Below are 21,355 nucleotides of genomic sequence, written 5' to 3'. Positions count from 1 at the left end.
CACAATGGGGTGCCGGGAAAAGTAAAGGTCTATGATACTACAACATTTTTCATGGCAGGGAGTACTGGTTGTTTTTCTTGTCTTTTCTATTGTATGGTATGCGGCTGTCTTGTTGCTGTTTTACCGAAAGAATTTGTCTGTTTTTTTTAATTCTAAATTTTTGGTGTCCGGTATACCATTACAACGGTCGGCTATAGCTGATAAAAAGGTTGGGGTATCTCCTGCGGATATGGAAACAGCCGACGATAGGGAAGCTGAAATAATGGGGAAGAGTAGGCTACCAGAAGGGATGAGCATTATTAGTGCTGATTTGATCAGGTTCACTGCTCAGGTAGCAGCTGCAAGCCCGGGGTAATTTATCCTTGCTCTTCAATTAACAATTCAAGGTCCTTTATCCACGCTATCTATAATACTTCCTTATGAGTTTTCATCCATCTTCTAAAAAGAAAATGCTGGCCAGTTCCTGGCTAATGGCCATCGTGCTTTGTGTCGTAAATGTGTTGCAGAGCGTGATACTTTACGCTCAAAGTGGTACCGCAGGTATTCAGCAGGCCACCACGGAGGTCAAAAGTTATTTCAATTCCGGGACTAACCTGATGTATGCAATTGGCGCTGTTGTGGGCCTAGTAGGTGCAATCAAGGTATTCAATAAATGGAATGCTGGTGAGCCAGATACTTCGAAAGTGGCTTCTGCCTGGTTTGGTTCCTGTATTTTTCTGGTGGTAGTGGCTACCGTTTTAAAGTCTTTTTTCGGGGTTTAATCATGGCTAGCATCTATCATATTAATAAAGGGGTTTCTAAACCTATTGAATTCCGTGGGCTAAAAGGGCAATACATTGCCTGGCTGGCGATTGGCCTGGTATTGTTGCTGATTGGTTTTGCTGTATTGTACCTGCTGGGCATTGGATTAATAGGAATCTTACCAATCATACTGGGCTTGGGGAGTCTATTGTTTTTTATGGTTTTTCGTTTAAGTCATCGGTTTGGAGAGCACGGGTTGATGAAGTTTATGGCAAAACGTGGTTTACCTAAAAGCTTGATCTTTCGTTCCCGCAGGTTATTTACCGGGTTAAAAAGTTCAGCTATTCATTTAGATAAAAAGAAATCATGGTAGAAGCAGCAAATATTTTCCCACTTCACAAAGTGGAACACAATGCGATCATTTCCATGCATGGGGATATCACGATTGCTTACAGGTTGACGTTACCAGAGATTTTTACTTTATCAAACAGGGATTATGAGAATTATCACCAAAGCTGGGTAAAGGCCATACGGGTATTGTTACCACATACAGTTTTTCATAAATCTGATTGGTTTTTTGAAAGCGCATATCGGGCAGATTATGAAAGGGCAGGGAATGATGTACTTTCTAGGAGTAGTGAAGCTTTCTTTAATGAGCGGGAATTTATGGAACATGAATGCTTTGTCTTTCTCACCATGAAACCATCTGCAAGGAAACTTTCAAGTTCGTCATATAGTAATATCCTTAGAAAATCCATTGTTCCAACACAAGTGATAACCTCTGGTTTATATGGAGAGTTTTTGGATGCTGCGGGGCAATTTGAGCGAATATTAACCGATAGTGGTTATGTGACTTTACAGAAGCTAGATGATGATGCGCTTTCCGGGACAGCGAACCAACCCGGGATTATTGAACGTTATTTATTCTTATTACCTAAAGACGGGGCTGCTGGTATTCGGGACATTCATATCGATAGTGGAATCAAAATCGGCGATCAGTATACCGATCTGTACAGCCTTTCTGATACGGCCGATTTGCCAGCTATGGTGGGGAGTAGGATTAATTACGATAAGTATAGTACCGACCGTACTAAGTTTTCTGTTGGTTTTGCTTCACCTCTGGGAGGACTTTTGAACTGTAATCACGTATTTAATCAGTATCTCTTTATTGAGGATGAGCAGAAGACTTTAAAACGGCTTGAATCTAAGAAACTTCGTTTACAGTCCTTATCTGCTTACTCCCGTGAAAATGCCATTTCAAGAGATAGCGTCAATGATTTTTTGAACGAAGCGATTGCCTTAGGAAGACAGCCTGTAAAAGCCCATTTTAACCTTTTAGTTTGGGCAGATGAGGCGTTCAAAATGAAAAAATGCAAGAATCTGGTTAGCGCAGCAATGGCACAGTTGGATGGGGTAGCCAAGTTGGAGACTGATGGCGCTGCACAGATTTGGTTTGCAGGTTTGCCGGGAAATCAGGCAGATTTCCCAATGAATGACACTTTTGACACTTTCATTGAGCAGGCCACGTGTCTTTTTAACCTGGAAAGTAATTACAGGTCTTCTTTAAGTCCTTTTGGAATTCGTCTTGGCGATCGCTTGTCTGGGAAACCAGTACACGTGGATATTTCTGACGAGCCTATGCAACTGGGATGGACCTCAAACCGTTCAAAAATGCTGATCGGTGGCTCTGGATCTGGGAAATCCTTTCTGGTAAACCATATCATGCGCAGTTACCATCAGCAGGGAGCTCACTGTGTACTGATTGACATTGGTCATAGTTATAAAGGACTTTGTGAGCTGCTGGGAGGTTATTACTTTACCTATTCTGAAGCTAGCCCAATTCAGTTCAATCCCTTTTTTCTAGCAGAAGGAGAGTCGCTGGATACAGAGAAAAAAGAGAGTATTAAAACTTTACTATTAGCACTTTGGAAAAAGGATGATGAGCCTTATCGTAGATCAGAATATGTAGCGATTTCAAATGCATTGACTGGCTATTATGCTTATTTAAGCCAGCACAACGATGTTTTTCCTTGTTTCAATTCCTTCTATGATTACCTGATGAATGAATATTTAAAGGTATTGGAAGATGGTAATGTTAAGGAAAAGGATTTTGACATCAGCAATTTCCTTTATGTGTTAAATCCATATTACCGTGGGGGAGAATTTGATTATTTGCTCAATGCCTCCCAGAACCTGGATATGCTGCATGAACGCTTTATTGTCTTTGAGCTGGATAACGTAAAGGATCATCCGATCCTGTTTCCAGTGGTGACACTGGTCATTATGGAGCTCATCATTTCTAAAATGAGGAAGCTGAAAGGGATCCGAAAGGTGGTGCTGATTGAGGAAGCCTGGAAAGCGATAGCTAAAGAAGGAATGGCCGAGTACATCCAGTATTTATACAAAACCATGCGTAAGTTTTATGGAGAACCGATAGTAGTTACACAGGAAATCGAAGACATCATTTCATCACCCATTGTCAAACAAGCCATCATCAACAATTCCGATTGCAAGATCCTGCTGGACCAAAGTAAATATCAGAACAAGTTTGACCTTTTACAGGAGCTTTTAGGTCTGGACGATAAACAGAAAGCGCAGATTTTATCGATGAACAAAGCAAATGATCCATCACGGAAGTACAAGGAAGTCTTTATCGCTTTGGGGCAGCAGCACAGTAAAGTTTACCGTACTGAGGTTTCCATGGAAGAGTATCTCTGCTATACCACCGAAGAAAAGGAAAAGCTGATGGTACAAGAGTACGCGCAAAAGTACGGCAGCATGCAAAAGGGGATAATGGTGTTGGCTCAGGAGCTCAGGGCTAAAAACAATAAACAATAAAGAGGTTGTAAACAATCAAGTTTTGGATATGAATATAGTTAAGCTTATGAAACAATTTATGGTCATTCTGCCAATAAGTACGATGACGCTATTTGTGGCTTTGCCCAAAGGCGCGACCGCACAGGTAGCTGTCCTGGAAGTAATCCGGGCAGGGGTAAAGAAGGTAATCAAAGCTGTTGATTTAAAGATCCAGCGTCTCCAGAATGAAACCATCTGGCTTCAAAATGCACAGAAGGCTCTGGAGAATCAACTCTCTAAGCTAAAGCTCGGAGAAATCGCAGACTGGACGGAAAAACAGCGCGATTTATATCAGGGCTATTATCAGGAACTCTGGAAAATCAAATCTGCCATCACTTATTACAAAAGAATTAAAGATCTGACCGGGCGGCAGGTGGCCATCATGGATGAATATAAGTGGGCCTGGAACCTGTTCAAAAAAGATAAACATTTTACTTCTGTTGAATTGGACAATATGGAAAAGATTTATGGAGGGATACTGGAGGAGAGTATAAAGAATATTGACCAGGTTCTGCTGGTGGTGAATTCCTTTAAGACTCAGATGTCTGATGCTAAACGGCTGGAAATTATTAATGAGGCAGCTGAAAAAATGGACGTCAATTATACTGATCTCAAACAGTTTAATGGACAAAATATTGGTCTGAGTATCGGGCGAGCTAAATCATTGGATGAGATAGTGACTTTAAAGGAAATCTATGGCATCGAAAACTAAAGTTTATGGATTGGCGTTATTGCTGGCCTTCGGGTTGTCTGGTTTTTCAGGTACAGTACTAGGACAAACCTTTGGAGAGTTTTTTAAGCAAAAAAAGACTCAGAAACGATACTTGTTACAGCAAATTGCCGCGCTACAGTTTTATATCGGGCAGGCCAAAAAGGGCTATGAGTTAGTGGGATCTGGTCTTAATACCATCAAGGATTTCAGTAATGGAGAATTCTCGTTGCATCGCACTTTCATATCCTCATTAAAGCTGGTTAGTCCCCAAATCTCTGGTCATGGTAAAGTTGCAGATATTATTGCCGATCAAGCTTCGATTCTAAAATCCTTTAACCTGATTAATGGGAATGGGTTATTGACGACAGAAGCTAAGTTGTATGTGCGGGAAGTACAGGCGGGTGTCATCGAGGAATGTTTGAAAGATCTGGAGGAGCTTGCTTTAGTCGTGGTTTCAGGAAAAGTAGAAATAACCACAGACCAGCGGATGATGCGGCTTGATAAGCTATCTGCGGCCATGCGGGAGAAGCTGGAGTTTAGCCAGAATTTTTGTCAGGAAGTTTATGCATTTGTTCAGGCCAAGGAAAATGAAATTATATCTATTCAAAAGTTAAAATATCATTATGGGATCATTGAATAAATCAAAACGATTGTGTGTTTGCTTTGGACTGTTGCTGTTATTACTTAGCGCAACTGTTCAGCTCAAGGCACAGTCTACCGAGGTGCAGCAACTGCTACTAAATGTAGAGAAACTGAGCCAGTTGAAAAATATTCTTCAGGACATGAAAAAGGGCTGGACTGTAGTTAGTGGGGGCTACAACCTGATTCGGAACATTTCTAAGGGTAATTTCTCTTTGCATGAGTTTTTCCTCGATGGTTTAATGCTAGTCAGTCCGGAGGTGAAAAAATACAGAAGGGTTGCCGATATCATTACTTACCAGAAGAACATTATTAATGAATATAGGGCTGCTTTTGTTCAGTTCAGATCTTCCGGCGCCTTTAACCTGGATGAGTTGGAATATTTAGGCAGAGTTTATCAGCAGTTATTTGAGCAAAGCCTGGATCACATCGATGAGCTGTTAATGGTGATCACTTCCTCCAAACTGCGAATGAGTGATGATGAACGGCTTCGGGCCATCGACGGGATTTTTAAGCGGGTACAGCATAAACTGATGTTTCTGAGAAGCTTCAATACCGAGACGGGCTTGCTGGTAGCTCAGCGAGAAATTCAGCAGCGAGAGTTGCGCGAGGTCATGAGTTTATATCCTTAAATCTATTTTATGCATACAAGAACATTTTTTTGTTTATTAATTCTGCTGGGAATTTTCGGATTTCCTACCGGAGTCTTTGCTCAGGGAGCTGCAGGCTATCTAGGTGGATTGCAATCTGTGTTAGATAAGGTATATGCGGAAATGATTCCGCTTTGTTCGGATATGATTGGTCTAGGTAGATCAGTAGCTGGCTTTGGGGCCCTGTGGTATATCGCCAGTAGGGTCTGGAGGCAGATTGCCTCTGCCGAACCTGTGGATGTATATCCTTTGTTGCGTCCTTTTACGCTTGGTCTTGCTATTTTATTGTTTCCTGTACTGCTGAGTGTAATGAACGGTGTGCTCAGTGTAACTGTTGCCGGAACATCAGCAATGAAACTGAATTCTGATTCCGCGATAAAGGCTTTGCTGAAAAAGAAGGAATTGGAATTGAAGAAAACAGACAATTGGAAGGCTTATGTGGGCACAGATGGGGGAGGTGATAGGGCAAAATGGTATAAACTCAGTCATCCTAACAAAACCTCCGGAACTGATGAAGGCTGGATGGAAAGTATTGGAAATGACATCAAGTTCTGGGCTGATCGGCAGGATTATAAAATGCGACACGGCTTTAAGCAGTTTATTTCTGAGGTGTTGGAATTGCTTTATCAGGCTGCAGCACTTTGTATCAATACCATGAGAACCTTTTTTCTGATTGTCCTTGCCATACTTGGGCCTATTGTTTTAGGTTTAGCAGTCTACGATGGTTTGCAGCATACATTAACGGTTTGGATCGCCAGGTACATCAACATTTTTCTATGGTTGCCAATCGCCAATATTTTTGGTGCCATTCTGGGAAAAATCCAGCAGAACATGTTGAAACTTGATATTTCAGAGGTTCAGCAGAATGGGGATACCTTTTTCTCCAGTACAGATACCGCTTATTTGATATTTATGATCATTGGAATCCTGGGTTATTTCTCTGTGCCAACGGTAGCCAATTACGTGGTACATGCAGGCGGAGGTAATTCGATGTTGAGTAAAGTCAATTCTATGGTAGTGAGCACTGGAGCTGCAGCGATTGGGACGGTGAGCGGAATAGCCGCCTCAAAAGGAAAATCAGGAGGGATGGTCGCTGACCGAAACGGAGATGGCCATCGCAACACCGCGTACGGGATGGCAGAAGGATCCGGTCAGGATTATTTTCGGGATAAGCTCTCGGGCAAATAACTATCATTCTTTCACCAAATCCATACCTCATGTTTACACAGTTTAAAAATATCGATACGGCATTTCAGCACATCAAAAGGTTTAGTATTTATCTGATCCTGGCCAATGTGCTCATCCTTTGTTTTGGCATTTATAAAAGTTATGAGTTTGCCAATAAGGCGCAGAATAGAATACATATCTTGTATAATGGGAAGGTGCTGGAGGCCATTGCAGCAGATAGGAAAACGAATATCCCCGTAGAATTACGCGACCACATCAAAACTTTTCATCAGTATTTTTTTAGCATGGATCCTGATGAAAAGGCCATTCTGTCCAACATGACAAAAGCGCTTTATCTGGCGGATGAATCGGCAAAGAAACAATATGACAACCTTAAAGAATCTGGTTATTACAGCAATTTGATTTCAGCTAATATTAGTCAGGAAATTGAGGTAGATAGTATAGCACTTGACTTAAATGCATACCCATATCAATTTAGGTGTTACGCTACTCAAAAGTTGATTCGTTCCAGTAGTACGGTTGTACGAAACCTGGTTACAACAGGGGAGGTCAGGGACTTAAAAAGCCAGACTGATAACAATCCACATGGTTTTCTAATCCAACGCTGGGAGACGATCAGTAATTTGGATGTACCCTTAAACCTTTAAGGCTATGAGATTTTCTAAACCAATTCGCAAAAGCATTATTCCAGTTCGTCCTGACTTAATTAAGCCTCGTATAGCCAAGAAAATACACGTATTTCAGCGGAGTATTGCTGATGCAGTGAATCATAAACTTAAGGGTCGTTTCAGGAACTATTGGATCTACGCTTTATTGTCGATTCTATTGGTATTCACTGTTTACTGTACCTACTTGTTGACAAAGGCTTTAATGAATCTTTTTAACCCATTTTAATCATTTACATATGAACACAAAACAAAAGGTAACAAAGCGGAAGATCCTACTCTTTCTTCCGCTGATTGTTTTCCCCCTGCTAGGGTTGGGGTATTACCTGTTTTTTATCAGGGATGCCGAGAAGGAAAAGCAATTGGTAAAAAAGGGCATCAATAGGGACTTACCTGATGCTGCTTTCACCCGCGAGCAGCCACAGGATAAGTATGGTTATTATCAGCAGTCCGACAGGGATTCTGTGAAAATTAAAGATTATGGACTTCAATCTGTAGCTGGGCGATTAGGTTTTAAAGGAATTCAGGAAGATCCTCAGACAATAGCCATTACCCAGAAGCTGTCTTTACTGGATAGGGAATTGAATAGGAAAGAGGAGCCTTTGGTTTTAGGAAGCCCAAAAATGCAACAAGATCCTTTAAAAGGGGATGTTGACCGGTTGGAGGGACTCATGAAATCCATGCAGGAGAATAAAACTGCTGATCCTGAAATGGAGCAATTGAATGGAATGTTACAAGGGATTTTAGATATCCAGCATCCTGGCCGTGTTCAACAACGACTGGAGCAGACGAAATCGTTAAAATCCGATAGCTTGTTCAGGGCTATTCCAGCCATCATTGCAAATCACCAAAAAGTAGTGCAAGGAGCAACCATTAAGCTTGTTTTACAGGACAGTGTGACCCTTGCTGGTCAACTGTTTTTCAAAGGGCATTCGATTTACGGTATTTGCCAATTGATGAACCAAAGGTTATTGCTAAACATTAAAAATATCAGGCTTGGAACTTCTATAGTTCCCGTTGATCTGACTGTTTACTCGCTAGATGGTATGGAGGGAATTAATGCGCCTGAAGTGGTATTTGGGGATGCAGTCTCTGGGGGTACAGATAATGCCTTGCAGAGCATGCAGTTTTTGAATATAGATCAGTCCATTGGCCTGCAAGCTGCTGGCGCTGGGATCAACACTGCGAAAAACCTCTTTTCTAAAAAAGTACGGAGGATAAAGGTCAAGCTGGAAGCAGGCCAGCCGGTGTTGCTACGTAATAATAAATCCAATCAACAGAATTTTAATTAATAAAAACGCGCCATGAATTTAAACAATCTGGAGAATTTGAAACAAGAAATGAAAGCCCTGGGATTTAGTGATAAGCTGCAGGTGCTCATGGAAGAACAAATGAGAAATGATATTCCGCAGTTTCATCTTAATGATAGCATTGCTGCGGATAAGGGACAGGTTGACTTCACTTTGCACTTCAAGCAATCTGGCCAATCGGATTATTACTACCTGAATCGCTATGAGGTGGCTCATAATAAAGGTAAAGGTCTTGAAGAAGGTGAGAAATACATGGTCATTGTAGCTGGAGCGGATGGAAAGAACACAGTCAAGAGAATTGAAAATCTGACCGAGGCGATTGATCATTTCAAATCGCAAACTGGGACTGCTGAACTTTCTGTTGGAAAGGATCCCAAACATCGAAATATATATTCCAATAAGGAAAATGGTAAGGTGAACTTTGTTAGCAAAGAGTTTAGAAACGCCTATTTCTATAAACCTGTAACGCAGAATATATGGGTAGATAAGGGCAGGGGCTTCACTGCACAGCAATCAGCGAATCTGATTCAGGGAAGGTCGGTTTACAGAGATGATTTGGTAAAGTATAACAGTGGAGAATCTTATAAGGCATGGGTGAAGTTAGATCTGGAGAAGGGTAAAGATGATCGAGGTAATTTTCAAATGCAGCAGTTTATGGATCCCCAGTATGGTTATGATTTAAAACATGTACTGAACGAATACAGAATCAAAGAATTAGATGATCCTTCACAAAGACAAAAATTAGAAGCTGAGCTGAAGAACGGTAATCGTGCGCTAATCTCTACGGTTAAAGACGGGAAGGAGGTTAAATTGCAACTGGAAGCCGTTCCACGGTATGGGAATCTTAATTTTTTCACAATGGATGGCAAGCTTGAAAAGCGTAATCAGTTTGAGAAAGTTCAGGCCAAAGAAAACACTTTCGACATGAAAGTGGGGCAGTCGAAAGATAAGGAGCTTTCAACAGGTCAGGAACTTTCGAGATAAGTGGCTTTAGGCTTAACAATTCATCATTTTTCACATTAATACTTAATTACCATGGAAAATTTTAAACAGATTAAAACACTTATCTCTCAAATCGAAGTTGATGCGGATAAATTTTATAACAGAGGAAATTCAGCAGCAGGCACTAGACTTAGAAAAGGAATGTTAGCTTTGAGAGTTCTTGCTAATCAGCAACGTAAGGAAGTCACAGCAATAAAGAATAACAAGTAATTAAATAATAGGGGAAAGGAAATACATTTATCCAGCATTAACGCATATTGCCTGGGTTATTAAATGTGTTTCTGGGCCATATCCTTTTGGGTATGGCTTTTTTTATGCAATTAAGGGTTTGAATTTTGGCTCATTTTAGGGTTTGAAATTTAGTGTCATAATGATTTTCAAAGAATTAATTATTCAGCGAAGTTCTCCAGCGTGCTGAGCATATGGGTGCGCTGCGCCAAAGTAGTATTCAAAAAATGTGTATCCCTTCGGGAACCTCCACATTTTTTGAATCTCCACTTTGCCCTTGATGCCAGCCGCTGGAGAAAGGCTTCCATAATTAAATCTTTAAAAATCTGAAATTATGGAAACTCTGAAAATTCAAAACGACCTATCAAAAATTGCAGAAATAAAAATCAGTTACCTGCCTAAATTTAAAGCGTATGAAAGACCACAAATTACTTCTTCAATGGACGGGTATAAGGCACTTTATAATTGCTGGGATAAGAATACAATTGCCCTTCGAGAAGAATTTAAGATTTTGCTATTGAACTATAACAACAGGGTTCTGGGCTATTTTAATGTAGGAACAGGAGGGGTTTCGGCAGTTGTTGTAGATGCTAAACTGATTTTTGGAGTGGCCTTAAAAGCAAGTGCCAGCGCAATTATCCTTGCACATTGCCATCCTTCGGGTAATCTTGATCCAAGTTCTCAGGATATCACTATCACCAATAAGTTAATTGAAATTGGAAAATATCTTGACCTAAGGATTTTGGATCATTTGATTCTTACTCCTGATAATGGTTATTATTCTTTTGCTGATGAAGGGTTGATTTAATTGAACCCAATCTAAATCCATAATACTAGAAAGAAGATCTATTCTAGTATTAAATTTGAATAGGATTTTGATTACTAATATTTTTAGTAATTTTGTGGTGTTATGGGGATTAGTCATTTTGGTCAGCAGAAGGGGAGTTTTACCAGTTTGCTTCCTTTATATAAGGAAGCAATAAGGTGTGGTTTTTGGCTATATAGTAAAGAAACAGGAAAATGGTACACGCCAGAGGAGTTTTATCAGGAGTTCAAGAAGGAAGAATATACCAACCATAGAATTACCCTGATATTGGAAAACGTAGTTATCCGCGATCCTATTGGCGGTATTGAGGCTGGCCATAAACAGCTTCACAGGCTTAAAGAAAAAAATCGTGTAGTTGAAGAAGATTTAGAAGCGAAGTTGGAGGCCTTTAGTAAAAAGGCTATCGATTATTACCAGAAAAAAGGAATAATTAGAAGCTAAAAATTTAGTAAATTAGAATATGGGATCCTTGGTTGATATTCTAAAAGAAAGTTTTGCTGAAATCATCTTAGATGTTAGCGGCACTCCTTATAATGTTTATTCAATCATAGTCACTTCGGATACAGATTTAACTGAATTTGCAGGGATTTTGGAGGATATATTGCCTGATCATTTTCCGACTGAGGATTATATTTCAATATATCTATCTAAAGAAGGGGAGAGCAAGGAAATACTTGTTGAATTGAATATACCATCAATTGAACTGCTAAGTATGGAACTGTTTATTGATGGAAAACAACAGACCGTTACCATTGTTTACGAGCCAGGTACAAGAGAGACCTTCGCTGTTATCGACGAAAATGGTAATTCATTGGGTGCAATCAGGAACTACATTCTGCTATAGGTCTTTCCGCTAAGAACATTTCTGATACGTTTTGGAGCAATGATACCCAGTTGGTTTCCAATCTGCTTTACATCATATCCCTTTTTGGCCATCTGCCTGATCTCCAGTAATTCAGATGTTGAAAAAGTGTTATTTCTTTTTCCTATCACCTTTGCATAATACCTGTCGTCACGCCACAGTTTTTCAATCATTGGGTTTTTCAACCCTTGGTACGACCGATTTGCAAAGGACAAAAATGAAGACTGACCTAAAACAATTGAAATTTCGTTCTCTGAATGCGAATGATTTTGGCTGGAAAATCTTTTTAAACCGGCAAAGCCTCCTGGAATCATATTCAATGATTTATTTTTTGCCATGTACTTTTCTACAACCCATTCTTCCCAATTCATCGCTGTTTCGTAACTATGATTTAGAGCGATTAATTCAGAGTTCAATAGAACATTTGAATTGCCAAGATATTCACGCCAAAGCTTGTGGAATGTTTTTTTGCTATCTCCTTTGATTTCACGAAAATGTTCTGTCATACGTATTAACCAGCCTCGCTTCGTTATTCCGCAGTAAAAAACTTCGTTTTCTTCTTTTAATTCTCCATGTTCATCCAAGAAGGATATTCCATGACCATAACAATGGTAGCCGAGCATTGGGTCGCCAAAGCCAATTATCAGACTTTGGAGTGGGAGGTAGATTGCCCAAGTTGTTTTGTGGGAATCCTTTAAGAGTATATGTAGCACTACACGTCTTTCTTCATATTCTCTTGCAAATTCAGAATGAACACGGTAGTCCCGAAGATCAATATTTAACCGTTTGCTGGCAGTGTCCAATTCCAAAACCATGTCGGCATCTATCTTCGCAAACTCACTAATTGACCAGTTTCTACTTTTTGAGATATTATGAAACAAGAGTTGGCCAGGCAAAGAATCTCCATTATCATCGAGAACGTTGAGATATTGATCAAGCAATTTAATTACCCGCTTTAATCCAAGGGGAAACCGCTTACCAAGAAGTTTTTTTGCATTTTCATCGCTAATGTACTTGATATATCCCATACTGAAAGTATTGACTTTTGGTGATTTCAATGCAATTTAACAAAGATTCAGTATTGTTGGGATCACCTTGTTCACACCAATATTCCAGTTAAAGAGAAATAGTGAATATCTTACCATCTAGTTTGGCTATTGAGTTTAACAGATATGCTGTAAGGAGCAGTGGCCAAACATTTCGTGAAATCCGCTAAAAGCGAATTGTTACCGTAATAAACAGTATGTCGGTTTTAAATTATTTTGCTTGTTTTTTAAATTATTATTTTTACTTTCGGGTAAGGAATCTAGCGCCCCAGTTGTGAGTGGCTGAAAATGTTAGGTTAAATCAATAATTTACAAGTCAAACAGCAAATTTAGTTAAACAGCTGGCATGGTTGTCCTTAAACACTCACGACGAGTAGAAAGCCCGGCTTTAACTCTAATTGCTATGATGCTTGAAATTACAAAAGCTTGCGTTGATTCCTTGCGCACCTTCACCCAAAACAATTACGGAATCCAGTTAAAATCCTCACATGCACATGAAATTGTGGCGGCTTATTTCGGCTATTCGTCGCGTGCAGCGCTGCTTGCCGACAAAAAATGTCCCATTGGCAATCTAAAGGATGTAGAAATCATCATTCTACACACTCCAACACCTTTCGTTGAGCAGCCTTAAAACCTTGGACAACCTACCGTTAAGACTTCCGTCCAGCGATATTCTTGGTGAAGGCGTTTATGCGCCCATTGCGGTCAATGAACATTTTTCAGGGTTAATATGGCCAGATTTTCATGAATTGGCGATGGCCCTTGCCGATGAACGCTCACATGAAAAGCTTAGGATGATGGGAGGAGACCCAAAAGAAATGGACTGGCTTACCGAAATTATTATAAAAACCACGGAAACTGATGTTCTGATGACCGTGATATTCGATTATCCTGCAAAAGCAAAAAAGCCGCTCAGGCATGCTTCGGTGCAGATTATGCTTCCTAGAATTGCAGGTAGTATAGGTTACGGCAGGCCCAAAGTCATTCCGACTTTTTATCACGGCCATTTTAGCGACCCAGATTTTCGGTTAAAACACGGGGACGACTTACTATCGTTAGGAATGATTCCCATATTATAGTAGCTTAAGGCTGTTCAAAAACTTCAATTGCTTCTCCATGTGATTCAAGTTTGGCTATCTTGGGTAGCTAGAAATTCAAGTTGCTAACCTCACTCCGTTCGAGTGGGTTTTTTATTTGCACAATTCATGATTAATTTATCCTAACACACAACAGCTAGACCTTGGGTTTCATGGTTTGTACGGCTAGCAACCGAATATAAATGCGCAGTAATATTCGCTGTAAGCGGACTTGTGGCTATCTTTGCCCGGGGATGAAAAAGCAGCACATTCAGGAAACTTTCGGAAATACCGATTTTCATTATTCGACCAGTTGCTAAAGGGCACGTATGATGATTGCCATAAGATTTTAGATGCCGGTTGCGGAACTGGAACTTTTGAAAAGCGGGGCGAATGTTTTTGGGGTTGACCAAAATGCGGAAGCAATCGCACAGTTGAGAAGGTTGGCCACGTCATTTCCTCAGGTGGATCCGGCAGAGAGTTTTAAGGTAGCAGCTGTAGAGGAGTTGCCCTTTGCTGCTACCACTTTTGACCTCGTGATCAGCAGCGCGGTATTACATTTTGCGGAAAACCCAATCATTTCGAAGCGATGCTGAATTCCATGTGGAATATGCTCAACCCAGGAGGATATTTTTTCTGCCGGCTGTCTTCTGAAATCGGTATTGAATCCTTAGTGAGATTTATCGGAAATGTCAGGTATATCCTGCCTGATGGGTCGGAACGCTTTCTGGCCAACTAGGAGATGCTGCTCCGGCTGACTAAAAAGATTGGCGGAGGACTTCACGAGCATCAAAACCACCAATGTTCAGAACCTGAGTTGTATGACTATCTGGTGCGTGCGCCAAACGAAATCATCCTGATTTTATTTTGCAGATCATTGAGTTGCTACGATTGGGTAAGGAAGCTTCCTTTCACACGTTCGTAATGGCCTTTTGATGTTAGTTTTGTTAGTGGTCATTTGGGTCAAATTCCACGATCCATTCAATTCCATACTTGTCTCTAAACATTCTGGCATATGTACCCCAGGGACTGTCACCAATGGGGCCTTCGACTTTACCTCCTGCCGGTAGCCCGTTGAAAATGCTATCTGCCTCTTAACGGCTTTCTGCACCAATTGATATTTTAGACTTGTTTTCGTTTTCATCTACCCGTCCCATAAACTCCGGAACATCATTGGCTATCAATACGGTGTTCCTCTCTATAGACAGGGAAATATGCATGATTTTATCGGCTTCATTTTCCGGTACCTGAAATTCATCGCTTGCTAAGTCCTTGAAAAGGATGAGCTTTGTGAACTCTCCGCCAAAAACTGATTTATAAAAATTGAATGCTTCTTGAGTGTTTCCATTGAAGTTGATTCAGGGATTAATTGCTTCATAGTTATGTTTTAATTCAAACTGGGTTATTCATTGTAAAGATGCCTGTTGTAAGGGAAATACGCTGGGGTTATTTACGACAAAAACAGGGTGTATTTATGCGGCGACCTTTAATCAAAAGACACGGCGGGCAGATCGGTTTTGACAGAGTCGAAGTATAAGGAGCAAGTTTTTGGTTTATGCAGCCTGGTGAGTCAGGTTAGGGATAAAACCGGCAATCTCCTAATTCACCAATAAAATTTGTACTTTGTACTATAGTACGCAAACTCACCATCTAAATTAGTTAATCGCCATGACAGGATATACTATAGTTGATCATCAGCAATTGGATACCCATATTACTTTTTTCAGGGTAGAACCGATCGACATTGAAATAACTCTTAAAGAGATACTTCAATCACTTTCAGATATGGCTTGGATACACAACTTTGATCTTGGCTATCTTGCAGGCAGCTACCAGCAACGCGCTGATGAATCTGTTACATACATCGCCAAGAACATTATCAAATCCACCGACGACGCTGTGACGAGCAGTTCGGGTGAATATGTTGTATCTGAATTGGCCAGAGTGACCATTGTCGAAAATATGAAATACCTAAATATCCCCCTGGCAGAGCTCTTCAAAGAAAAATCCGTGAAAAACCACGGGTTTGACTTTTATACCAGAAACCTTCAGGAAATATTACTTTTTGGGGAAGCTAAGTATAGCGCAAGGGACAATTCCTATGGAGAATCCTTGAAACAAATCGTAGAATTTATCGACATAAAACAGGACAATAGTGATCTTCCCGATATTGACCGCTTCTGCTGTGAAAATTCCAAAAAAAATTTTGTCAATGGTCATAAAGGGTATATTTCCGCATTTTCCGCGAAGAAAATCCCCACGGCCCAACTAATTGAAAATATCAAAGCTAACACCCATTATGTGGCCGCAAGCGCATTTCGGGAACTGATTTGTGTAGCAGTAAACATATGAAGGACGTCATAAAACAGATTAAGAGTGACGGCAACGTGGATTCGCTCTTTAAATACGTAATTGCAAATCTATATAGAAACGGACCGACCTCAATTACCGATATGGAAATCCTCTCTCATCTGGCTTGTTTCCGTCCGGCAGAATTTGAGCAATATAAGGTTGCCATTTTAAATTACATGGCTGTCTTTTATAAGCCAACCGAAACCAACAGCCTGGAGGAGGTTATCTTCACACAATATAGAAAGTATATCCAAGACACTTTTCACGATAAATATACACCCGTACAGGCTGATATCATAAAAGGTATTGCCGGACATAAATGTTTTAGTTTCTCAGCACCTACCAGTACTGGGAAATCTTATGTGTTCATGAAGCAAATTTCCCAGAGTACAAATGATGTTGTAGTAGTCGTCCCCTCAAGGGCATTGATCAATGAGTATTACCTGACCCTTTCCCAAGGGATACAAGATAAAAGCGTAAATATCTTGACCTTCATTGATAAGATCAATACCAAACATGCCAAAAAAAACATCTTCATCGTTACTCCTGAACGGTGTCGCGAACTCTTCAAGTTAAAGGATGAGTTCCAAATTGGTCTCTTTCTATTCGATGAAGCTCAGCTAAGCAGTGAAGATTCAAAAAGAGGTCTCTATTTTGACAGCATCGTTAGGCGCTGTATGAAAGCTTTCGAAGATGCCATTTTTGTGTTTGCACACCCGTTCGTAAAAAATCCCGAATCTCAAATCGAGAAAAATCATTTCGATGAGCGCAGTTCCAAATCAATCCAGTATGTGCAAAAAAACGTTGGACAAATGTTCATGTGCCACGATGGACCAGGAAAATTTCATCATTTCGGTGTAAATACCGAAATCATGGGGAAGACGAAGGTGTTATCGAATTTTGATCCCTTAGAGAAGGTGCTGTCCAATGGGGGGTCCGTTTTAATTTACATCCCCAAGTCAAAAATACTAAATGGGAAATTCCTAGCCGAATTCCAGCGGTATGTCGATCTTTGCCCAGTTATGCCCGCCGCCCAGGCCGCAACTTATCTGCAATCCTTGAAGGAATATACTGGAGGGGAAACAGAAATCAATAATGAACACTATTCCCAAATGCTCGACCTGCTTAAACGCGGCATTGTGATTCATCATGGCTCCCTACCACTTCAGACAAGGCTGATTATCGAAAAATTTACCAAAGACGGATTTTGTCGAATCTGTTTCGCTACTTCCACGCTAGAGCAGGGGATCAATATGCCGTTTGATCTGGTCTATTTAGACCGACTGGAGGGAAGTAAGCCGCTTGCGGTAAAAAACCTTATAGGAAGGGCGGGAAGATCGTCCCGGGAGCCAAAGTTTGATTATGGATTTGTGGTGGTGAATTCTCCTCAAAGGATGTCTACTTTCAGAGGCATTATGTTAAAGGACGAGATTTTGGATAATGTTTCCGCACTGGAAAAGGATGAGCAGCACGATGAAGAATATAACGATTTCAAGCAGGCAATTCTCGAAGGAACCTATTCAGATGAGTTCAATCTTACCGAAAAGGATCTGGAAAAGCTTTCGACCGATAGTATCGATGGTATTATTGAACTGATTCTAAATGCGGTTTTTGTTAATGGAGAGCTTATATCATTGGAGAAAATCAGTGGGGATCTGGACTTCAGGCTTTCTTTTTACGCTTATTTTAGGGATTTATATTCCCTCTTTTTAAGTAGGCCACTTGAGGACGGAGAAAACTCTGTGCTTAATACAGCGATTAAGATCATCTTTTGGAGGGTTTATGGCAAGACTTTCAAACAGATCTGCTGGTACCGCTATTCTTATGCTAGCAAATCCCATGAGCGTCGGAAATTAAGAAAGGCACCCGAATTGGCGAATCAATTGCCAGCAGCATTCGTCATGGGTTACCATGATCTACCCAATAAGAATCTTTATTCCTTTAGCCTTTTGCAAAAAGGAACAAAAGCAGCTGATGTATCCTATGACCTAATCATGTATGATACATACGATTATATCGACAAGCTCATCGGTTTTAAGTTGAGTGATATCTTTTACGCTGCTTTCACCAGATATGCAGGGAAATACGATGATCAAAGGGGCGTCAAGCTTGCCATGTACATTAAGTTTGGTACCGATAATGATAGAACCATCTGGATGCTTAGATATGGAATGTCCTTTGAGGATATTGAAGTATTGAGCGAACATATTGAATCAATCAGCGAGGAGCAGATTGTTTTTGCAAGTTCGATTGAAACTGTCCCTGAGGTTCAAAAAGCATCGGTCATCAGATTTGTCCGTAATGACTAGTATGATTGGTGCATATTTAAGCAGGAGAGTGTAATTTGACGAAGTATTGAAATGTGTAAGAGATGTTCATTATTTTAGTTATCAATAGTTTACGTCGTCTGTTTTAGATTGATTACCTTTGAGGTAATAAATTAAATTCTATGCTGCAATCAGGAAATCCAAATCAAACACTTGCTGAAAAAATTATTGCTGAGCTATTGTCCAATGAATTAATTCTGGATGTCAATGTTCCGCAAATTCAACAATTGTTAATGGATGGGAAAATGTCAGAAAAGTTCTGGATCGCCGCATTTGATAAAAAAATTAAAGCTCTCGACCCCACCGAATGAAACTGAAAACGCTTGAAATTAACAAATTCCGGGGAGCTACACAGCCTTTAAAGCTGGAATTCAACCCAGCTAAAAGCATTACCATGATCTTTGGTGAAAATGGAAATGGTAAGTCGAGTATCGCGGATGCAATGATTGCATTATGCACTGACAATCTTGGCTCTATTAGGGACAAATCCTCCGCGGATAAAGGCTTCATTAAGTCTTTAGGATGTGCAGCAAATGAGGTTTCATTAAAACTTAATACCGACAAAGGGACTTTTGTAGCCAAGTTAAACTCCTCTGGTTCTACATTTTTAAAAACTCCTGAAAGCGGCGCACCAAGTGTTAGACACTTAAGAAGAAGTCATATAATACACCTCATTGATTCGGAACCAGGCAAAAGATACGAAGTTCTTAAAGATTATATTGATGTAGCCGAGATCATGAAGTGCGAGGAAGAGTTACGAAAAGCAAAAAAAATAACATCTGAAACATTTCAAAAATTAAAGACAACCATTACCGCGGCCATAACCGTACTTGAAAATACCTGGAAAGCAGAGGGCAGTCCAATGACCACCTGGAAACTATGGGCAAAAAGTGAGTCTGATAAAGATATTTCGAAGCTTATTGAACGACAAAATAAAATCCTCCAACTCATAAAGGACTGGAATAATGTGGTATCAAAACGGGATGAAGTAAAAAAAACCGTGGTTAAATATAATGTAGATCTGGCTAAGGAGAAGGCGGCGGTCATTAAAATTGAAGAACTTAATAAGGCGAATCCACTGGCAGATTTCAGCATATTACAAGTGTTAACTGAAGCTAATTCATACATCTCAGGTAAGGGAAAATTGGACCAGTGCCCGGTATGTGATCAGGGTATCATTAAGGAAGAACTCCTGACATCCCTTAGTGATAAGATTGCAAAAATGAAAGAATTTCAGTCTGCTCAAAAATCACTTGCAGATTTAAAAAAGGTTAGGGAACAAACTGAAGCAACGCTGAAGACGCAAATAGACTCATTTATTGAAGACCTTGATGTTTTTATCCCATCCATTAAAGCACTATTAGATCCAGTTGATAAACTTTTAACAGTCTTGACAGGAATTGAGGTACTTTCTACCAATAATGAAAAATACAAGTCATTAAATATAAAAGGATCGGAAATCAATCTTAAGATGCTTGATTTTAAAAGTGAGAGTGACAAGATTGAAAAGTCTAAAAATCAACATAATCTTATCAAACAGCAGTTTAATGCCTTAGTTAGCAGTACAAAGGAAAGCGGAAAGGCTGAGAAATTAGCTAATGCTGCTGAAAATGCACTAACCATTGTAGAAAAGTGCAGGAAAGATTTTATCGACGGTGAGTTGGCGTCCATTTCTTCTGATGTAGAGACCTTATATCAAAAAATGCATCCCGGCGAAAGTTTAGGGGGCATTAAACTTTTCCTAAAAGCCAATGTAAAAAATTCGATCGAACTAAATGCTGATTTTTATTCTGAGGAGTCCATTACGCCTCAGTCAGTATATAGCGAATCACATCTAGATACATTGGGAATTTGTATTTTCCTGGCGCTCGCGAAAAAGTATAATGATAAAGACACCGTTCTTATTCTCGATGATGTAGTCATGTCGGTTGATGAGACTCATCTGGACAGGTTTATTGACTTGCTCCATGATCAGGTGAGTTTCTTTGCACACATCTTGATTACAACACACTATCGTCCCTGGAAAGACAGGTACAGATTTAGCAGAGCGCCATCGCATGATGTCCATTTTGTTGAACTTAGAAACTGGAATATCAACACTGGTATTAGAATGCAAAATGGTAAGATTGATTTGGAGGAGCTAAAAAAAGCACTTGATAGCAGTGATTTTGACAGGCAAAGGATCTCTAGTCTTGCAGGCACTGTTCTAGAAAATGTACTTGATTTCATTTCCATTAAATACCATTGTAAGGTTCCGAGGAAACCACGGAATGAGTATGTGCTCAGGGAGTTGCTTGATTGCATTTCCGGCAGGCTCCAAAAGGTCCTCAAGGTTCAACGGTTTGAGAAGAATGACCTTGGAAAATATGATTACTCGGTAGTGAGCCGGGAACAAGACCTCAAACCTCTATTGGACTCGCTGAAGAAACTTGCAGCAATAAGAAATCAAGTCGGTGCGCATTTTAACTTTGACGGATCGATGGTTTCAGATAACGATGTTATGGAATTTGGAACATTGGTCTATGAATTTACTGAACACTTGGTATGCCCCGAAAAGGGCAATTTTCCGGAGAAAGATAAATCGGGTTCCTATTTTGAAACAAGCTCCGGTTCTATTCGCCTTTTCCCTCTATCTGAACCGGCTGTTTAACAGATGGATTAGTATTACTAATACGAATATTGTGAATTCATTTTAGGATCAAATCTCAGTGACAATAACTGCAACTGTGAATGGACTCAACTCGTTATAAATGAAGCCCAAGTCCTCATTTGTATCTCTCTCGGTGTCGCGTTCAATTAAATGATGATTGAATGCATCAATCATCATTTGTTTTATGTGTTTTTCTCTTCTTGTAAACATACCAATAAATATAAA

Annotated in this window: 24 protein-coding genes; 22 read left to right on the top strand and 2 right to left on the bottom strand. The window is 40.1% G+C overall.

Translation table 11 applies throughout. The annotated features are described in order from the left end of the window. Positions 1-470 precede the first annotated feature (470 nt). The 15 genes from AQ505_RS16805 to AQ505_RS16740 all read left to right on the top strand — a co-directional run bounded on the left by AQ505_RS16805 (position 471) and on the right by AQ505_RS16740 (position 11,661). Positions 471-761 carry a DUF4134 domain-containing protein gene (locus AQ505_RS16805; protein WP_442952125.1) on the top strand — a complete coding sequence of 97 codons (291 nt, stop codon included), beginning with the start codon at positions 471-473 and terminating at the stop codon, positions 759-761. Between the two features lie 2 nt (positions 762-763). After that, positions 764-1,114 carry a DUF4133 domain-containing protein gene (locus tag AQ505_RS16800; RefSeq protein WP_062549239.1) on the top strand — a complete coding sequence of 117 codons (351 nt, stop codon included), beginning with the start codon at positions 764-766 and terminating at the stop codon, positions 1,112-1,114. Further along, the gene (locus AQ505_RS16795) at positions 1,108-3,579 is read left to right on the top strand and encodes a TraG family conjugative transposon ATPase (protein ID WP_062549238.1); all 2,472 of its coding nucleotides are present in this window, start codon (positions 1,108-1,110) and stop codon (positions 3,577-3,579) included. The genes AQ505_RS16800 and AQ505_RS16795 overlap by 7 nt, the downstream gene beginning before the upstream one ends. 46 nt (positions 3,580-3,625) lie before the next feature. Continuing rightward, positions 3,626-4,309: a hypothetical protein gene (locus AQ505_RS16790; protein ID WP_062549237.1), complete on the top strand. Its 684-nt coding sequence runs from the start codon at positions 3,626-3,628 to the stop codon at positions 4,307-4,309. Then, positions 4,293-4,949, top strand: coding sequence for a hypothetical protein (locus tag AQ505_RS16785; RefSeq protein WP_062549236.1), 657 nt, complete (start codon positions 4,293-4,295; stop codon positions 4,947-4,949). Before AQ505_RS16790 ends, AQ505_RS16785 begins: the two co-directional genes overlap by 17 nt. Then, a complete protein-coding gene (locus AQ505_RS16780) occupies positions 4,933-5,580 on the top strand; it encodes a hypothetical protein (RefSeq protein ID WP_062549235.1) in 648 nt (215 codons plus the stop codon). Before AQ505_RS16785 ends, AQ505_RS16780 begins: the two co-directional genes overlap by 17 nt. A gap of 9 nt (positions 5,581-5,589) precedes the next feature. Continuing rightward, the gene (gene traJ, locus AQ505_RS16775; protein ID WP_062549234.1) at positions 5,590-6,786 is read left to right on the top strand and encodes a conjugative transposon protein TraJ; all 1,197 of its coding nucleotides are present in this window, start codon (positions 5,590-5,592) and stop codon (positions 6,784-6,786) included. A gap of 29 nt (positions 6,787-6,815) precedes the next feature. Further along, the gene (traK, locus tag AQ505_RS16770; protein WP_062549233.1) at positions 6,816-7,433 is read left to right on the top strand and encodes a conjugative transposon protein TraK; all 618 of its coding nucleotides are present in this window, start codon (positions 6,816-6,818) and stop codon (positions 7,431-7,433) included. A gap of 4 nt (positions 7,434-7,437) precedes the next feature. Then, complete coding sequence (locus tag AQ505_RS26435) at positions 7,438-7,680, top strand: hypothetical protein (protein ID WP_157262435.1); 243 nt, start codon at positions 7,438-7,440, stop codon at positions 7,678-7,680. Positions 7,681-7,690: 10 nt separating this feature from the next. Continuing rightward, positions 7,691-8,743: a conjugative transposon protein TraM gene (gene traM / locus AQ505_RS16765; protein WP_062549232.1), complete on the top strand. Its 1,053-nt coding sequence runs from the start codon at positions 7,691-7,693 to the stop codon at positions 8,741-8,743. A gap of 12 nt (positions 8,744-8,755) precedes the next feature. Continuing rightward, a complete protein-coding gene (locus tag AQ505_RS16760; RefSeq protein WP_062549231.1) occupies positions 8,756-9,745 on the top strand; it encodes a hypothetical protein in 990 nt (329 codons plus the stop codon). 51 nt (positions 9,746-9,796) lie between these two features. Beyond that, positions 9,797-9,973: a histone H1 gene (locus tag AQ505_RS16755; RefSeq protein ID WP_062549230.1), complete on the top strand. Its 177-nt coding sequence runs from the start codon at positions 9,797-9,799 to the stop codon at positions 9,971-9,973. A gap of 352 nt (positions 9,974-10,325) precedes the next feature. Further along, complete coding sequence (locus AQ505_RS16750; RefSeq protein ID WP_062549229.1) at positions 10,326-10,799, top strand: JAB domain-containing protein; 474 nt, start codon at positions 10,326-10,328, stop codon at positions 10,797-10,799. 102 nt (positions 10,800-10,901) lie between these two features. Further along, on the top strand, positions 10,902-11,258 hold the full coding sequence (locus AQ505_RS16745; RefSeq protein ID WP_062549228.1) for a hypothetical protein: 357 nt from the start codon (positions 10,902-10,904) through the stop codon (positions 11,256-11,258). Positions 11,259-11,277: 19 nt separating this feature from the next. After that, positions 11,278-11,661 (top strand): hypothetical protein, encoded by a 384-nt coding sequence (locus AQ505_RS16740; RefSeq protein ID WP_062549227.1) that lies wholly within the window; start codon positions 11,278-11,280, stop codon positions 11,659-11,661. Here the strand turns inward: AQ505_RS16740 and AQ505_RS16735 are convergent. After that, positions 11,646-12,707 (bottom strand): hypothetical protein, encoded by a 1,062-nt coding sequence (locus tag AQ505_RS16735; RefSeq protein ID WP_062549226.1) that lies wholly within the window; start codon positions 12,705-12,707, stop codon positions 11,646-11,648. The two genes, AQ505_RS16740 and AQ505_RS16735, sit on opposite strands and share 16 nt — an antisense overlap. A 421-nt stretch (positions 12,708-13,128) precedes the next feature. Here AQ505_RS16735 and AQ505_RS16730 point away from each other — a divergent pair, with 421 nt between their 5' ends. The 3 genes from AQ505_RS16730 to AQ505_RS26965 all read left to right on the top strand — a co-directional run bounded on the left by AQ505_RS16730 (position 13,129) and on the right by AQ505_RS26965 (position 14,397). Continuing rightward, on the top strand, positions 13,129-13,356 hold the full coding sequence (locus tag AQ505_RS16730; RefSeq protein ID WP_062549225.1) for a hypothetical protein: 228 nt from the start codon (positions 13,129-13,131) through the stop codon (positions 13,354-13,356). 4 nt (positions 13,357-13,360) lie between these two features. Next, on the top strand, positions 13,361-13,804 hold the full coding sequence (locus AQ505_RS16725; protein ID WP_062549224.1) for a hypothetical protein: 444 nt from the start codon (positions 13,361-13,363) through the stop codon (positions 13,802-13,804). Positions 13,805-14,154: 350 nt separating this feature from the next. Then, the gene (locus tag AQ505_RS26965) at positions 14,155-14,397 is read left to right on the top strand and encodes a class I SAM-dependent methyltransferase (protein WP_231634910.1); all 243 of its coding nucleotides are present in this window, start codon (positions 14,155-14,157) and stop codon (positions 14,395-14,397) included. Between the two features lie 498 nt (positions 14,398-14,895). Here AQ505_RS26965 and AQ505_RS27260 read toward each other — a convergent pair whose 3' ends face one another. Continuing rightward, the gene (locus AQ505_RS27260) at positions 14,896-15,021 is read right to left on the bottom strand and encodes a hypothetical protein (protein ID WP_335337968.1); all 126 of its coding nucleotides are present in this window, start codon (positions 15,019-15,021) and stop codon (positions 14,896-14,898) included. A 448-nt stretch (positions 15,022-15,469) separates the two neighbouring features. On the opposite strand from AQ505_RS27260, the gene AQ505_RS16710 reads away from it, so the two are divergent. The 4 genes from AQ505_RS16710 to AQ505_RS16695 all read left to right on the top strand — a co-directional run bounded on the left by AQ505_RS16710 (position 15,470) and on the right by AQ505_RS16695 (position 21,130). Continuing rightward, complete coding sequence (locus AQ505_RS16710; RefSeq protein ID WP_062549222.1) at positions 15,470-16,153, top strand: hypothetical protein; 684 nt, start codon at positions 15,470-15,472, stop codon at positions 16,151-16,153. Continuing rightward, positions 16,150-18,462 (top strand): DEAD/DEAH box helicase, encoded by a 2,313-nt coding sequence (locus AQ505_RS16705; RefSeq protein ID WP_062549221.1) that lies wholly within the window; start codon positions 16,150-16,152, stop codon positions 18,460-18,462. The genes AQ505_RS16710 and AQ505_RS16705 overlap by 4 nt, the downstream gene beginning before the upstream one ends. A gap of 140 nt (positions 18,463-18,602) precedes the next feature. After that, entirely contained in the window at positions 18,603-18,791 is a 189-nt protein-coding gene (locus AQ505_RS16700) for a hypothetical protein (protein ID WP_062549220.1), read from the top strand. Beyond that, the gene (locus AQ505_RS16695; RefSeq protein ID WP_062549219.1) at positions 18,788-21,130 is read left to right on the top strand and encodes an AAA family ATPase; all 2,343 of its coding nucleotides are present in this window, start codon (positions 18,788-18,790) and stop codon (positions 21,128-21,130) included. Before AQ505_RS16700 ends, AQ505_RS16695 begins: the two co-directional genes overlap by 4 nt. Positions 21,131-21,355: the final 225 nt, after the last annotated feature.

This window comes from Pedobacter sp. PACM 27299 (assembly GCF_001412655.1).
GTDB lineage: Bacteria > Bacteroidota > Bacteroidia > Sphingobacteriales > Sphingobacteriaceae > Pedobacter.
This window is presented reverse-complemented; position numbering and strand designations above follow the sequence as displayed.

Bases quoted from the DNA above. Each gene is read 5' to 3' on its own strand.
- AQ505_RS16750 (WP_062549229.1), top strand. From the start codon at position 10,326: ATGGAAACTCTGAAAATTCAAAACGACCTATCAAAAATTGCAGAAATA.
- AQ505_RS16740 (WP_062549227.1), top strand. From the start codon at position 11,278: ATGGGATCCTTGGTTGATATTCTAAAAGAAAGTTTTGCTGAAATCATC.
- AQ505_RS16710 (WP_062549222.1), top strand. From the start codon at position 15,470: ATGACAGGATATACTATAGTTGATCATCAGCAATTGGATACCCATATT.
- AQ505_RS16800 (WP_062549239.1), top strand. From the start codon at position 764: ATGGCTAGCATCTATCATATTAATAAAGGGGTTTCTAAACCTATTGAA.
- AQ505_RS16785 (WP_062549236.1), top strand. From the start codon at position 4,293: ATGGCATCGAAAACTAAAGTTTATGGATTGGCGTTATTGCTGGCCTTC.
- AQ505_RS27260 (WP_335337968.1), bottom strand. From the start codon at position 15,021: ATGCATATTTCCCTGTCTATAGAGAGGAACACCGTATTGATAGCCAAT.
- AQ505_RS16780 (WP_062549235.1), top strand. From the start codon at position 4,933: ATGGGATCATTGAATAAATCAAAACGATTGTGTGTTTGCTTTGGACTG.
- AQ505_RS16700 (WP_062549220.1), top strand. From the start codon at position 18,603: ATGCTGCAATCAGGAAATCCAAATCAAACACTTGCTGAAAAAATTATT.
- AQ505_RS16795 (WP_062549238.1), top strand. From the start codon at position 1,108: ATGGTAGAAGCAGCAAATATTTTCCCACTTCACAAAGTGGAACACAAT.
- AQ505_RS16730 (WP_062549225.1), top strand. From the start codon at position 13,129: ATGATGCTTGAAATTACAAAAGCTTGCGTTGATTCCTTGCGCACCTTC.
- traM (WP_062549232.1), top strand. From the start codon at position 7,691: ATGAACACAAAACAAAAGGTAACAAAGCGGAAGATCCTACTCTTTCTT.
- AQ505_RS16745 (WP_062549228.1), top strand. From the start codon at position 10,902: ATGGGGATTAGTCATTTTGGTCAGCAGAAGGGGAGTTTTACCAGTTTG.
- AQ505_RS16695 (WP_062549219.1), top strand. From the start codon at position 18,788: ATGAAACTGAAAACGCTTGAAATTAACAAATTCCGGGGAGCTACACAG.
- AQ505_RS26965 (WP_231634910.1), top strand. From the start codon at position 14,155: ATGCCGGTTGCGGAACTGGAACTTTTGAAAAGCGGGGCGAATGTTTTT.
- AQ505_RS16790 (WP_062549237.1), top strand. From the start codon at position 3,626: ATGAAACAATTTATGGTCATTCTGCCAATAAGTACGATGACGCTATTT.
- AQ505_RS16760 (WP_062549231.1), top strand. From the start codon at position 8,756: ATGAATTTAAACAATCTGGAGAATTTGAAACAAGAAATGAAAGCCCTG.
- traK (WP_062549233.1), top strand. From the start codon at position 6,816: ATGTTTACACAGTTTAAAAATATCGATACGGCATTTCAGCACATCAAA.
- AQ505_RS16735 (WP_062549226.1), bottom strand. From the start codon at position 12,707: ATGGGATATATCAAGTACATTAGCGATGAAAATGCAAAAAAACTTCTT.
- AQ505_RS16805 (WP_442952125.1), top strand. From the start codon at position 471: ATGGCCATCGTGCTTTGTGTCGTAAATGTGTTGCAGAGCGTGATACTT.
- AQ505_RS26435 (WP_157262435.1), top strand. From the start codon at position 7,438: ATGAGATTTTCTAAACCAATTCGCAAAAGCATTATTCCAGTTCGTCCT.
- AQ505_RS16755 (WP_062549230.1), top strand. From the start codon at position 9,797: ATGGAAAATTTTAAACAGATTAAAACACTTATCTCTCAAATCGAAGTT.
- AQ505_RS16705 (WP_062549221.1), top strand. From the start codon at position 16,150: ATGAAGGACGTCATAAAACAGATTAAGAGTGACGGCAACGTGGATTCG.
- traJ (WP_062549234.1), top strand. From the start codon at position 5,590: ATGCATACAAGAACATTTTTTTGTTTATTAATTCTGCTGGGAATTTTC.